The sequence below is a fragment of the Rheinheimera sp. NSM genome, assembly GCF_052380015.1.
Lineage (GTDB): Bacteria > Pseudomonadota > Gammaproteobacteria > Enterobacterales > Alteromonadaceae > Alishewanella.
The window spans coordinates 300,448-314,131 of the sequence record NZ_JBQTCI010000004.1 but is presented as its reverse complement, the minus strand read 5'-3'; the positions used below and the strand labels follow the sequence as shown (position 1 = coordinate 314,131).

The following is a 13,684-nucleotide window of genomic DNA, read 5'->3' as shown; positions in this document are numbered from 1 at the left end:
ACACTTACCTCGCTATGGCGGGAAAAACACCGTCACAGTAGTGCCGTTAGTGCTTTCCACCGCCATCTGCCAACCCTGGTGTTCGCACAAGCGTTTTACAATCGATAAGCCAAAACCAAAGCCGGTGCTTTGGCTGCCTTTAACGCCGGCGTCGGTGATGTGGCCGCAGATCGCCGGTTCTATGCCCGGGCCGGTATCGCGGATCTGCAATTGGTTAGCAATAAAGGCGATGTGAACTGTGCCGGACTCAGTATATTTAAAAGCGTTGCTTAAAATGTTATCCAGCAACACTTTTAGCATATCCGCGTTGGCGTTGAGACTGACATCGCAGTTGTCGTTGATATCAATCTCTATCTGCTTACCACTTAACAGTATGCGGTTATCCAAAATGGCTTTTTCCAGCAGCGGCATCAGCCTGGTCGCGCTGTGCTGGCCGGGGGTATGTTGCTCTCTGGCCAGCATTAACAGCGTGTGGGCGGCTTTTTCTATCTGATCGGCGGCATCATAAATGCGCTGCAGCACGGCGTTGTCGGCGCTGCTGCTGACGGCCCGGCTGTGACACAGTTCAACAGCGTTTTTTATTACCGCCAGCGGCGTGCGCAGCTCGTGGCTGACATCGCGGGTAAAGCATTTTTCGCGCTCTAAGGCCTGAGCCATCCGGCAAAACGTATGTTCCAGCGTGCGTGCCAAAATACCCACTTCATTATTGGGAAACTGCCGTGAGAAGTTGTCCGGCAGCTGCTGCGGCGCTACGCCATCGACCAGCTGTGCCAGTTGTTTTAGCGGCCGGGTGGTGTTCCTGCTGACCAGCCAGGCCAGCAGGCAAGCAATGCTGCTGATCAGCAGGCCGCTGATAGCTAAAAATTGCAGCACGCCGCCGCGAATGGGCCGTACCAGTAACTCAGTGCTTACCTCTGCCAGCAGCGACACACCCGGGTGCGCAGGCAAATGATACAAGTGATAATGCCGGCCCTGTTGGCCGTAAAACTCTTTACGCTCCGGCTCGGCCAGGGCTGAGGCACGCATGTCATCCGGGTAGCTGGCACTGGAAAAATGCAACTGCATAGTATTGCTTCTTGGTTCCGGCCAGTTACCGTTTTCCCGGTAGTGGTTGCTGAGGTAGGCGACTTCGCGTTGCAGATCTTTTTCGATAAAGCTGTCTTCCAGTGTGTACATCAGCGTAAAGGAGATTAAGCTGTACAGCGCTGAGATCAGCAGGGTAAAAATGCAGAACTGCCAGACGATACGCCGGCTTAAACTATGGAATTCTTGTCCTGGCTTATTTAGCTTAGTTACATCAGACATCACTTTTCTACTACCTCCAAAGTACTTATCTCTAAGCTAAAGCCGACGGCAAACACGGTTTTTACCATCGGGTAGGCAAAAGGTTTATCCAGCACGGCGCGCAATTGATAAATATGCGAGCGTAGCGCGTCGGAGTCGGTCGGTTCATCACCCCACAGCTTGCGGCTTAGCTCAGAGCGGCTAACCACTTGCGGGTAGGCATCCGCCAGTACCGTCAGAATTTTATAGCCCATACTGGTCAGCTGCAGCGGTTTGCCATCACGGCTTGCGGTTTTGCGTGTTTTGTCCAGCAGCAAAGGGCCAAGCTGTACCGGGGTTTTGCCTTGTAAGCGGTGCCGGCGGCACAATGCCAGGCAGCGCACTTCCAACTCTTGTAACGAAAAGGGTTTGGTCAGGTAATCGTCGGTGCCGACATGAAAACCGGCGACTTTATCATCAATGCTGTCTCTGGCGGTGAGCATTAACAGCGGAATATGCCGTTCCGCCTGCTGCCTTAGCTGACGGCATACTTCAAGGCCATCCATGGCCGGCAGGTTTAAATCGAGAATAATCAGATCGTAATAGTGCTGCAGCGCTAACGCCAACCCTTGCGTGCCCTTGACAGCAAAGTCAAACACATGGCCTTTTTGCTCCATATACTCAGCAATATTTTTGGCAATATTCAGCTGATCTTCAATCAGCAGCACATGCAGGGCTGAGGATGGGGTTAGCGCAGTTTCCATCTGGTTTCCATTTACGTTAATGCACTACAGCGACATGCTGTTTAGCATGACTTTAGCAGGTTCAAACTCAGGTTTGTTGACTAATATCTGCTGCAGCGTTGCCGCAGCGGCAGCTTTATCGCCAAGCTTCTGCTGCGCCTTAGCAATTTGCAGATCCAACGCCGGATTATTGATCGCGCTTTGGCCCAGTTGCATCAGTGTCAGCGCATGTTGCCATGCCGTTGCGCTGTTGGCTGTAGTAAAAAAGTAGTAACCATACATGCCTATCAGTTCAATATGCAGCTGCTCCGCGTTCGATGCTAACGCCTGTGCTGCGCCAGGATGGCCATCGAGTAAGGCTGCCACTAAGGCCAGGGTGTAATCATCTTTATGTGGCGGCATAACAAGTGGCGTAATGCCAAGCGACTTGACCAGTGCTGTGGCCACGGCAACGGTAGAGGTAGGGTTTTGGCCGGTGATCAGCCGGTTATCCACCACCACATGATTCAGCATAATAGGGCTGGCTTGAAAGATGCCGCCACGCTCGATCAGTTTATCCTGCAATAAAAATTCAAATTTTGGCAGCCACTTTTTACCAAATAACTGCTCTTCTTCATTGGTAAAGCTGTTAACCGCTTTGTTAGCGACCAGATAGCTGCCATCGGCTAACTTAACGTTTACCAGCGCCGCCGGGCCATGGCAGACGGCCGCGACCGAGCCTTGTTGCTGATAAATACTGGCAATCAGTTGCTGTAGCGCGCTGTCTTTTGGTAAGTCAAACATGGCGCCTTTGCCGCCGACAATAAAAATGCCATTGTAGTTAGCGGCAGCCAATTGCGCCGTGGCCAGGGTGTCAGCCAGCTTCGCCATAATCGTCGGGTCATTCAGCACTTGCTGATTGTACGGCTTGGCCGGGTCGTACTCATCGGCTTCCACCGCGCCACCTTGCGGGCTGGCAATGTCAACATCAATGCCGTGCGCTTTAAACACCAGATAGGCTTTGGCAAATTCATCAAATTCATAGCCGGGCGCTTGCTGTCCCTGTTGTTGGCCGTAGCCGCTTAACACCAGCAGAATACGCTTGTTGTCCGGCTGCGCCGCTGTGCCGGCGGCCATCAGCAGTAACGCCAACAGTAAGATGAACGGCAATAAATAACCTTTAAGTAATTGCATAATAATGTCTCCGTTTACACATTGAGTTTCGGTCGTTTTGGGTTTCAGCGAGCAGCATGCCAACCCGGCTGTGAAAGCCATGTGAAAGATGAAAACTGCTAATCGATTTCTGATGGCTTATTCCGCCATCAGCTGGCGAACCGAGCCGGCCAGGCTATGTTTGCCGGCGGCAATGCCCAATGCCGTTACCAGCACTAAAATGACGGCGAGGGTGGCCAGCAACCAGATAAAATCAGGCTGATACGGCAGTGAAAACTGCGATTGATAAATCAGTAACCCCGCCAACCAGGTACCGATGATGGCGCCGGTTGCGGCAATAGCGCCGGTAACCAGCCACTCAATGGCGTTAAGCTTTAAGCAAGTAGTGCGGGAAAAACCAAAACTGAGAATAATGCTGTTCTTTTGTTTTTCTCTGGCTTCCTGCGCATGCACAGAGGACACAATAACGATAGCTGCCAGCATAATAATCAAGGCGGAAAAGCCACTGATCACCTGAGTCACCATCGCCAGCGTAGTATCAAAGCGGTGGGTCATTTCCTGCAGTGACACCATGCGCAGCGAGGGGTGCGCCCGCCACAATTCAGCCAGCAGAGCAAATTGCCCGTCCGCCAACTCCAGGCTGGCCATAGCGTAGTGCGGCGCTGCTATATGCTGAAGTGCTGAGCCTGGCATTTGCAGCCAGAAAGTGATCGAGCCGGCACCGGGTTTGTAGGCGTGGCTGGCAACAATAACCAGCCCGATGCTGTGCCCTGCAATAAACAAGCTTAAGCGATCACCCAACTTTAACCCCAGATCGGTCATTACCTCTTGTTCCACCGCAACCTGCTGCCAGTTGTTATCCTCCGGCTGCCACCACTGGCCGGCAACAATACGGTTGTTAGCGGGCACAGCATCGCTCCAGTGTAGCCGCACCGGCTGGCTAAAGCTGGCCAGGCTATCGCTGGGTGTTTGGCTAAAGTCAGCCAGAGGCTGGCCGTTTACCTTAGTTAGTTTGGCGTAGATAAACGGCTTATGCTGGCGTATTACCACGTTGTGCTTTGCCGCCCATGTGGCTATATCGGCCATTTGCTCACTACTGGCTTGCGACACCAGCAGATTGCCATCGTGCTGGCGCTGATACGCTTGCATACTGCTACCGAGATCTTTGAGCAGCATCAGGCTAAACAGCAATAAAAAGGCAGACAAACCCACGCCTAAAATCTGCGTGGTTTTACTCAGTAAACGTTGTTTCATCATATACAGCGCGAACGGCAGTATGCCGGAGATGTTGCTGGTTAACTTTTCGCCTATCGACAACAGTAGCCAACTGCTGACTAACATCAGCCCAATAGTTACCGCCATCGCCGTTAATAGCATGGTAGTTAATAAACCGTTATCTGAGTAGGCCACCGCAACGGCCAGTAACACCAGTAAGGCGCAGCCTGAAGACAAACCATGGCTGAACTTATGCTGCGTGTTATGAATAAGTTGAGCCACGGAGGTGCGGTACAGCCCGGCCCACACCGGCAGCTGAAACACGCAGAACATAGCGGCGGTGGCCAGCAGAGTTTGTGCTGCCAAAAGGTTATGCCATTGCCATGTCAGTCCGGCGAAGGTGGGGCTTAGCCACCGGATAAGCGCCCAATGGCACAGGGCAGATATCAGCAGCACTGCAGGCAGCAAAAACAACAACCCTAACAGCCACTTGATAACAGAAACTTGCACAGCGCTGCTGTTGGACGCGCCCAGGCTCAGGCAAACCGCGCTGAAAAACTGCTCTTTGCGCATTTGCAGTTGGGTTAGTTGTTGGATAGCAATTGCCGCCATAAAAAACAGAATAATGGATGCCAGACCAATAAAGTTTTCGGTACGTTGCCAAAACAGCGCCAGCGGATGCGCGCCTTGTTTGTGCTGCAGTTGCGCGGCCGGTAACCTGGCTTTTTGCCAGGCGATAATCTGCTTTATTTGTGCCTGGTTGGCCGCAACCAGGTAACGGTGCTGCACACTGTCGGCGGCAAAATTAAAGCGATCAAAATCCCGGCTATGCATTAAGGCGCGCATATTGACGTTATGCCCTTCCATTAAGCGGTCCGGCTCGTGCTGCAAAATCCGCGTCACCGTTAGCTTTTGGTTGGCAATGGCTAAGCTCTCACCGATGCGCAGCGCTAAGCTGGTTAACAGCCGTGAATCCAGCCAGATTTCACCCGCTGCCGGGCCTGCAGAGGACAGGGTTTCGCTGCCGGCCAGCGCAGTTGATGCGCGCAGTTCACCGTGCAACGGGTAATCTGCGGCCACCGCTTTTAGCGTTGCGCGCTGCCAGGCGCCGTTGTGGGTCAGGGTGGTGGTCAGACTCCTGGTCAGCACTATCTGTTGTGACATAGCCGTTAGTTCTGTGTGTTGGCTGTCATTTAAAGCTTGCGGCTGGCTAAGCACCAGATCGGCGCCGAGCAAGTTATTTAAGTTTTGGCTCAGATAAGCCTGAATGCCGGCGCTGGTTTGGCTTAACGCGACAATAAACACCATCAGAATGGTTTGCACCCAGCGTAGTAAGCGCTGATGGCGGTGCTGCCGTTGCTGGCGGAAAAAATGCCAGGCCAGAGCAAGGTTATGGCTAAACACATTGCACCTCCGGCCGGGCTTGTTCAACCAGTGCAGTGCTGCCATGGTTAAAGCTGAAAACATGCTGCGCACGGGCCGCCAGTTGCTCACTATGGGTTACCATCACCAGGCCGGCGCCTTTTTGCTGACAGCAGGCAAACAGCAAGTCCGCTATTTCTGCGGCACTTTGCGTATCCAGATTGCCGGTGGGTTCATCGGCAAAGATAAAGCGCGGTTCAAACACCAGGGCTCTGGCAATTGCTGCCCGCTGTTGCTCGCCACCGCTTAGCTGCTGTGGTTTATGCTGCAGCCGGTGGCCAAGCCCGACGTGCTCCAGCCATACCTTGGCTTGTTGTTCGGCCTGTTTTTGGCCGCGCAGTTTAAGTGGCAACGCCACATTATGCAGTGCCGTTAATTCCGGTAGTAAGTGAAACTGCTGAAAAATAAAGCCAATATCTGCACGCAAATGACTAAGCGGCAGTATGCGGCCGTCTTGTATGTAACTGGTTTGGCCCTGTGTAGGTTGTTCCAGCCCGGACATCAGCATCAACAAACTGGATTTACCCGAGCCGGAAGGGCCGGTAATGGCATAGGACTGCCCCTGCTTTATAGAAAGGTTTAGCTGACTGAACAGCTGAACCTGCTGCGCATGGTGCGTGAATGACTGACTAACATTGGTTAATTCAATGCGACTTACCGCGGATGCCGGCATAACGGTTACTCTTGCTGGATAAACTTATCGCAGCCTAGCCGTAGTGCTGTGAAACAGATGTGAAAATAGCGCCTTAACAAGCCTTTGCAGGTTTCAGCTAAAGCGGCTGTTAAGCAGGCAGTTTTGGGCTGCCCGGGGTACTCAGATTACAAAAACAGCGTTGGTTTCTTAGCTGTATTAATTCCGACGTTATCGGCATGCGCCGTTAGCTGGTATTGCTGTACCGCATTTACTGTTTGCTGTTCGCGCTCTTTCGCTTCGCGGTTGCGGTTGGCCTCTGCTATCAGGCCTTCGAGGGCTTTGCCGAGTTTATCCAGCTTGGCATCTAAGGCGGCTATTTTACCGTCGCGCCCGGGGCTTTGCGGCTGCTGTTGCAGAGCATCTTTTTCGGCCTGAGCTTCTGCTATTTTCTGTTGTATTTCATCGTACTTTTGTTTATCCAGCCCGATACGGTTGGCCAGCATTTGTTCCATCATCTGGGTTAAAAACGCTTGTTGCTGTTTGCTGGTTTCATCCTGCGGCTGTGGCGCTTGCTGCGTTGCCGGTGCTGCCGCAGGCGTGGCTATGGCGGCAATATCTTGCCGCGTTGCGCTGTTGTCGGCAACGTCAGTTTCGGGTTTTAACAGCTGATACTGCAATTGGTAGTTATTAATGCTAAGGCCTGACACTGTCATAGGATGCGCTCCGCTAAGGTAGATTTTTGCCTGTACCGAAATAAAGCAGAAACTATGCCAAATAAAACGACGCACGGCGTGTTGTGGCAGATGCACTATACTGATTAAAATTTAATCAGTGGTGATGGCTATGCAGCGGCGTGAATTTCTGACTAAAACTTCCTTAGTGCTTGGCAGCAGCATGCTGTCTTTGCCTGCGCTGGTGCAGGCCGGTTCTGAGCCAAGCGCCGGGGCGACGTTGTTAAAGGCGGGCGACTGGGCCGGCTTGCGTAAACTGTTTGCTTTAAGTTATGACTATATTCATTTAGCCACCTTTTTACTGGCGTCGCACCCCAAGCCTGTGGCGGAGGCGATAGAGCAGCACCGGCGGGCTTTTGATGCCAACCCGGCCGATTATTGGCACGAACATTTTATGACTATCGATGGCGAGGTAGCGGCCGCTGCAGCGGGGTATATGGGCGGCCACGGCGCACAAATTGCGCTGACCGACAGTACCACTATGGGGCTGGCGCTGGTATACAGCGGCCTGACACTGCGCCCCGGTGATGAAATTCTGCAAACGGAGCATGATCACTATTCGACCGATTTATCGCTGCAGCTACGGGCTGAACGTACCGGTGCCACACTGCGTCGGGTAGCGTTGTATGATACGCCGTCACAGGTATCGGTTGATGAAGTGCTGACCAGACTAACCGCGGCGATTAAACCTGCTACCAAAGTAGTGGCGGTAACCTGGGTACACTCGTGTAATGGTGTAAAACTGCCGATACGGGCGATGGCCGATGTGCTGGCAGAGCAAAATAAGCAGCGCTCAGCAGCAGATCAAATCTTATTTTGTGTTGATGGTGTGCATGGCTTTGGCATTGAAAATGTTGATGTATCGACGCTGGGCTGTGACTTTTTTATTGCCGGTGCGCACAAGTGGCTGTTTGGTCCACGCGGCACCGGCGTTATCTGGGGCAGTGATAAAGGCTGGGCGCAATGTAAAGCCGTGATCCCAAGCTTCAGCCGCTCTTATGACGTCTGGTTAGGTGGCAGCACGCAGGATCAGGTACCGCCGGGCGAACATATGACGCCGGGCGGCTTTCACTCGTTTGAACACCGCTGGGCTTTGCCGCAGGCATTTAAGCTGCATTTGCAGCTGGATAAAGCCTTGGTGCAACAGCGTATTCATCAGTTAAACAGCCTGACCAAACAAGGTTTACAACAAATCAAAGGTGTAAAGCTACATACGCCGATGTCGGCTGAGCTGTCATCCGGAATGGTGTGTTTTGATTATAAAACCATGGCGCCGGACGATGTAGTAAAAGCGTTGCACAGCAAAGGCATTATTATCAGCAGCACACCTTATCGTAAGTCTTACGTCCGCTTTGCACCAAGTCTGCTCAACAATGAACCGGAGATTGAACGTACGCTGGCTGCGCTAAGCGCGCTGTAGCCGGTTACCCCGCTGTATTGCTGTCGTAAATCATTAATCTTGCTGTAAAAAAAACATCACACAGCTGCTGTAGCGTAACCGCGTTCCTGATAGCAGGACGCAGTGCCACGCTATTGAGTTTAATTGTGCTGGCGCAGGAGCAGATAACAGTAAATCCGATAATAACCGTGCACGCCAGGCCGGGTTGCTATAACAGCGGCCGGGCCGGCGATAGCTATTAGCAGTGGGTAAACACATGCAGTCCTCTATTAAACACAACGACATCAGCAAATTACACCAAACACCATTAAGCCGTGCCGTGCAGCAAATACTGCTGGGCGGTGCGCTGGCCGTAGCCGCAGCCCCGCTGCAGGCACAAACGGCGGATAACATTACAGAGCAAGCCGTGGAAGTTATCTCGGTAACCGGCAGTTACAGCCGCAGCCTGGAACAAGCGGTAGATCTGAAAAAGTCGAATATCGGCTTTTCTGATTCGGTTGTTGCTACCGATGTAGCCGATTTCCCTGAGCAAAACCTGGCCGAAGCGCTGCAGCGTATGCCTGGCGTAACCATTGAGCGTAATAAAGGCTTGGGCAGTAAAATTAACGTGCGCAGTTTACCGAGTGAATTTACCCATGTGTCTATTAACAACCTGGCGACAGCCTCAGGCAGCGGTGGCCGCGATGTTGAATTTGATATTTTTGCCTCGGAAATTATTCAAAGCGTAACGGTGCAAAAATCGCCAACGGCAGCAGATGAAGAGGGCGGTATTGCCGGCTCGGTAATGATATCTACTGCGCGGCCGTTTGATTACAGCGAGCGCAAACTGATTGTATCTGCCGAAGGCGCGCATAACTCTATTTCAGAAGAAATTGATCCTAAGTTCTCTTTTTTAGCCAGCGACACCTTTGGGGATTGGGGCGCGTTAGTGTCGTTCTCTAAAGCCAGCCGTACTAACAGAACCGATTCGAACTCCGGCATTAACTTCCGGCCGATGGGGCGCTTTTTGGAAGCAACAGGGCCGCGCTCTGATCAGGCCGCGGCGGTGCTGGAACGCGATGCCGGTGTAGTGGTAGCCGATCGCAGTGATAAAAACGAAACCAACCGGATTATCTTCCAGGATAAAGTCGGTGACCGTTTGTACCTGAATGACCAGGATAAGTGGGGCGCTACTGCGTCGCTGCAGTATAAGCCAGGCAATGATTTCAGCCTGACCTTTGATGCGATGAAAGGCGGCTATGATGTAACCGAAGATGAGTACGATGCCGCAGCTTATACCGCGTCCAGCCGCAGTACGCTGGAAACGATTCACGATTATGACGACACTACTTTGGCGCAGTACGGCATTATTGTGCTGACCGACGTGTCTTACAGCGCTACCCAGCACGAGTTTTTAAGCAAACAGCGTATTAATAACACCGATTACTCGCAGTACAGCCTGGCGCTGGACTGGCGCACCCATGGTTGGGATATCAACGGCCTGGTAGGCTTTTCCGGTGCCAAAAAATCACAGGATTACGCCAACCTGAAACACGTGGCCTATGCGCCGTCCCGTTCGCGCTGGAATGCCAGCGGTGGCGAAACGATTATCAGCGCTAATCCGGCCAGTATCGATATGTACAACTCGCCGCAAAGCTACCTGTTTGAGGCCTACGAGACCGAGTTGGAGCAGGTTAGCGACGATAAATATGCAGCCCAGCTCGACTTTAAAAAAGCCCTGCAGTTGGACTTTATGCCGGCGCTGAGCAGTGTGCAGTTTGGTGTGCGTTATACCGATAAATCGAAACAGCGTGAATTTGGCGGTGTAAAAATTCAGGGCCCGGCCGCCGGTGATGCTTCCTGGGTTAATAGCCGTACCCTGGCCGACAGCGAGCTGCAATGGGTAACCGATATAGTCCCCGGCGGCGCCTATAAAGCCAAAGATCTGAACTGGATGCAGGTATCGAACGATTACGCCCGCAGCACCTTCCGTTATGCAGGTTTTAGCACGCCGTTTAATGATGGCGATTACTATCGTGTAGATGAAGAAGCATTAAGCCTGTATGCGATGGCCAACCTGGATTTTGACCTGGCCGGTAAACCGGTAACACTGAATGCCGGGGTGCGGGCCGTAGATACTTCTGTGCTGTCATTTGGTTACCATCAGGTGCAGAACGAAGATGGCTCTAATGGCTACACCGATACGCCGATCTCGAAAAAGGGCAGCTACACCGATGTGCTGCCCAGCCTGAATATGACGGTAGAGATTCTGGATGACGTGCTGTTTCGCGCTGCGGCGTCTGAAACGCTGATGCGCCCAGCTCTGACCAATATTGCCTATAAGCGTTCGGTCAGCTGGAATGAGTTCCGTTTTACCGACGGTAACCCGGATCTACAGCCTACCTATGCTAAGCAATGGGAAGCCGGGCTGGAATGGTATCTGCAGAACGGTGGTATTCTGGCGGCGTCTTATTTCTGGAAAGATATTGAAGGCGTGGTGCGGCAACAACTGACCGGTGTGGTTGAGAATGTAGAAAAACGCAATGCCAACGGTACTCTGGATGGTTACTATGATTTCGATGTTTATCAGCCGGTTAATGCTGATGGCTCTTATAAAGTCACCGGCCTGGAGCTGATAGCGCAACTACCGCTTAGTATGCTGCATCCACTGTTAGACGGCTTTGGTGTTAATGCTAACTACACCATGCTGGATAACTCCTTAACCGGCTCATCCGGTTTGGATATCCCTACGCCGCCGGAAGGCCTGGCCGACAGCACTTACAACTTTACGCTGTATTATGAGAATGACCGCTTCGATGCGCGCATTTCTTATAACTACAAAGATAAGTATGTTGAAGTGATTGAACGTAACTTGTATCCGGTGTATCGCGACGCCTATGGCCAAACCGATATCGCCATTGGTTATAACCTGACCGATAATATTAAACTGAGCTTAAAAGGTATTAATATTACCGACGAAGCCACCACCGGTTATACCTTAACGCCGCAATTCCCGGTGATGAATGAGTTCTCCGGACGCCGTATCAGCTTAGGCATCCGCGCAGATTTCTAAGCCACGCCGGCCGGTACTGCAGTTTATGCTGTAGTGCCGGCTGTTTTATGGGTAAACAAGGTGAGCTTATGTTACTGATCCCCCGAGTCAGCCCTATGTTGGCGGTGTTACTGAGCTTCAGCAGCCTGGCCGCACCAGCTGTTACAGACAGCAGCGGCGCAACGCAGTTACAAATTGCTTTTATGCCAGACATTCATTTTCACGATATTTACGCCAATTTTAACGATGGGGCTTTTGCCGGCTTGCCTAACAGCCTAAGCGGCAAAAATGCCACTATCCGCACTATGGCGGCACAGCTGCAATCGACGCGCTTATTTAACGAAAACTACTTTGCCTTGCTGGCAGCACTGGACGACGCGGCCGCGCGCGGCGTTAAGCTGATAGCGCTGCCGGGCGACTTCAGCGACGATGGCCAGCCGCTGCATGTGCGTGGCCTGGCAGCCATTTTGCACCATTACAGCGCCAGTTACGGCATGCAGTTTTTTGCCGCGCCGGGTAACCACGACCCGGTGCGACCCTATAGCCGCCCGGCCGGTAAAAGTGATTATTCAGGTGCAGGCGGTTACCCACAGCCCATTTACAGCCCGGGCACTGACGCCTGTGCCGGTTTGCCGGCAGTACAAAGCCACACCCCACTGCGCACCATTTGCAGCGACGAGGTAAAAGAGCTGGGCTACCTGGAGATTATGGCGCAGCTGGCGCCGTTTGGCTTTTACCCGCAGCGCGGTTATCTGTATTGGGAAACGCCGTACAGCAGTTACAGCGAGCTTAATTACAACTTTAAGCAGGCCAGCGAGCAGGCCGCTTACAGCCAGCGCCAATATGAAATATGCCGCCAGGGCACCGGCGGGCGCTATAAACAGCCCGGTTACAGCCAATGTAGTATGGTGCCCGACAGCAGTTATCTGGTCGAGCCGGTGGCCGGCGTATGGTTGTTGGCAATAGATGCGAACGTGTATTTACCGCAGGCAACCGGCGATGGTTACGCCGGGGCTGGCAATGCAGGTTATAACAGAATGTTTAGCCATAAAACTCAGGTTACCGACTGGATAGCGCGGGTGGTGCAGCGTGCAGAGCAAGCCGGTAAAACCTTAATTGCTTTTAGCCATTACCCGATGACAGAGTTTTACAATGGCCAATCGGATGCGATAGCCGCGCAATTTGGCGCCGACAGTTTTCAGCTGGCGCGCCGCCCGGCTGACAGTGTAACTAACTTGCTGGCCGCTACCGGTTTAAAGCTGCATATTGGCGGCCATATGCATTTTAACGACACCGGCGTTAGCCGCAGTGCGGATGGCAAAGTGCTGGTGAATGTACAGGCACCGTCGCTGGCAGCTTATGTGCCGGCCTATAAACTGGTTAGCATTCAGCCGCAGCAAAAAGTTACAGTGCACACTGTGGTGCTGGATGATATACCGCGCTACAACGAGCTGTTTCAGCATTATCAGCAGGAACATGACACTCTGAGAAAACAGGGCGCACCGTTGTGGAATAAAGCAATATTAACGGCAAAAAACTACCGCGAGTTTACCAATTGGCATCTGAGTGAATTAACGCGGCAACGTTTTTTACCGCAAGATTGGCCGGCACCGCTGCGTGAGGCATTGCTGGCCTTAGATGGCCGGCAACTGCTGCTGTTATCACAACTGCAAAACTTACCGCCATTAGCCCAACTACCGGCTGCACTGCCGGCCTTGCAGCACAGCCCACACTGGCAGCAGGCGTTACAGGCAGCCGATGCATTGGTGATAGATGCCGGCTTTACGCTGCAGCAGTTTGCCGGCTGGAGTGGCTTTGATTTGGCGCTGGATTTTTACCGGCTGCGTAATGCCGGCAGCCTGGCGTTGCAGGATATCAGCCCGCAGCGGCTGGCGCAGTATCAGCTGCTTAGCCGTTTACTGGCGGCCAAAGCTGCAAGCGACAGCAGCGGCTTCGCCGGGCAGTTTGGTGGTGTGTTTCAGCTACTGCAGGCTTTTAGCCACGGCGAAAACGATATGCACTTTATGCTGGATTTAACCAACGGCAGTATTAGCGGGCTTAGCCGGTAGCGAACTAACACTTAATAAAGCGCTG

General features: G+C 52.7%; 9 protein-coding genes. 3 read left to right on the top strand and 6 right to left on the bottom strand.

Translation table 11 applies throughout. From position 1 onward, the window contains the following. Positions 1-12 precede the first annotated feature (12 nt). From ACTZWV_RS13710 to ACTZWV_RS13685, 6 genes are all read right to left on the bottom strand, one after another. A complete protein-coding gene (locus ACTZWV_RS13710) occupies positions 13-1,305 on the bottom strand; it encodes a sensor histidine kinase (protein WP_444787086.1) in 1,293 nt (430 codons plus the stop codon). Further along, the gene (locus tag ACTZWV_RS13705; RefSeq protein WP_444787085.1) at positions 1,305-2,027 is read right to left on the bottom strand and encodes a response regulator transcription factor; all 723 of its coding nucleotides are present in this window, start codon (positions 2,025-2,027) and stop codon (positions 1,305-1,307) included. The genes ACTZWV_RS13710 and ACTZWV_RS13705 overlap by 1 nt, the downstream gene beginning before the upstream one ends. A 24-nt stretch (positions 2,028-2,051) precedes the next feature. Further along, positions 2,052-3,179: a type 1 glutamine amidotransferase domain-containing protein gene (locus ACTZWV_RS13700; protein WP_444787084.1), complete on the bottom strand. Its 1,128-nt coding sequence runs from the start codon at positions 3,177-3,179 to the stop codon at positions 2,052-2,054. Between the two features lie 117 nt (positions 3,180-3,296). Continuing rightward, entirely contained in the window at positions 3,297-3,683 is a 387-nt protein-coding gene (locus tag ACTZWV_RS13695) for an FtsX-like permease family protein (protein ID WP_444787224.1), read from the bottom strand. 2,086 nt (positions 3,684-5,769) lie between these two features. Further along, positions 5,770-6,468 (bottom strand): ABC transporter ATP-binding protein, encoded by a 699-nt coding sequence (locus tag ACTZWV_RS13690; protein ID WP_444787083.1) that lies wholly within the window; start codon positions 6,466-6,468, stop codon positions 5,770-5,772. A 146-nt stretch (positions 6,469-6,614) separates the two neighbouring features. After that, positions 6,615-7,142 (bottom strand): hypothetical protein, encoded by a 528-nt coding sequence (locus ACTZWV_RS13685; RefSeq protein ID WP_444787082.1) that lies wholly within the window; start codon positions 7,140-7,142, stop codon positions 6,615-6,617. Positions 7,143-7,272: 130 nt separating this feature from the next. On the opposite strand from ACTZWV_RS13685, the gene ACTZWV_RS13680 reads away from it, so the two are divergent. From ACTZWV_RS13680 to ACTZWV_RS13670, 3 genes are all read left to right on the top strand, one after another. After that, positions 7,273-8,580: an aminotransferase class V-fold PLP-dependent enzyme gene (locus tag ACTZWV_RS13680; RefSeq protein ID WP_444787081.1), complete on the top strand. Its 1,308-nt coding sequence runs from the start codon at positions 7,273-7,275 to the stop codon at positions 8,578-8,580. 235 nt (positions 8,581-8,815) lie between these two features. After that, positions 8,816-11,611 (top strand): TonB-dependent receptor, encoded by a 2,796-nt coding sequence (locus ACTZWV_RS13675; RefSeq protein ID WP_444787080.1) that lies wholly within the window; start codon positions 8,816-8,818, stop codon positions 11,609-11,611. Between the two features lie 68 nt (positions 11,612-11,679). After that, on the top strand, positions 11,680-13,659 hold the full coding sequence (locus tag ACTZWV_RS13670; protein ID WP_444787079.1) for a metallophosphoesterase: 1,980 nt from the start codon (positions 11,680-11,682) through the stop codon (positions 13,657-13,659). Positions 13,660-13,684: the final 25 nt, after the last annotated feature.

Coding starts and splice junctions, on each gene's coding strand:
- ACTZWV_RS13710 (WP_444787086.1), bottom strand. CDS start 1,305: ATGTCTGATGTAACTAAGCTAAATAAGCCAGGACAAGAATTCCATAGT.
- ACTZWV_RS13705 (WP_444787085.1), bottom strand. CDS start 2,027: ATGGAAACTGCGCTAACCCCATCCTCAGCCCTGCATGTGCTGCTGATT.
- ACTZWV_RS13700 (WP_444787084.1), bottom strand. CDS start 3,179: ATGCAATTACTTAAAGGTTATTTATTGCCGTTCATCTTACTGTTGGCG.
- ACTZWV_RS13695 (WP_444787224.1), bottom strand. CDS start 3,683: ATGGTGACTCAGGTGATCAGTGGCTTTTCCGCCTTGATTATTATGCTG.
- ACTZWV_RS13690 (WP_444787083.1), bottom strand. CDS start 6,468: ATGCCGGCATCCGCGGTAAGTCGCATTGAATTAACCAATGTTAGTCAG.
- ACTZWV_RS13685 (WP_444787082.1), bottom strand. CDS start 7,142: ATGACAGTGTCAGGCCTTAGCATTAATAACTACCAATTGCAGTATCAG.
- ACTZWV_RS13680 (WP_444787081.1), top strand. CDS start 7,273: ATGCAGCGGCGTGAATTTCTGACTAAAACTTCCTTAGTGCTTGGCAGC.
- ACTZWV_RS13675 (WP_444787080.1), top strand. CDS start 8,816: ATGCAGTCCTCTATTAAACACAACGACATCAGCAAATTACACCAAACA.
- ACTZWV_RS13670 (WP_444787079.1), top strand. CDS start 11,680: ATGTTACTGATCCCCCGAGTCAGCCCTATGTTGGCGGTGTTACTGAGC.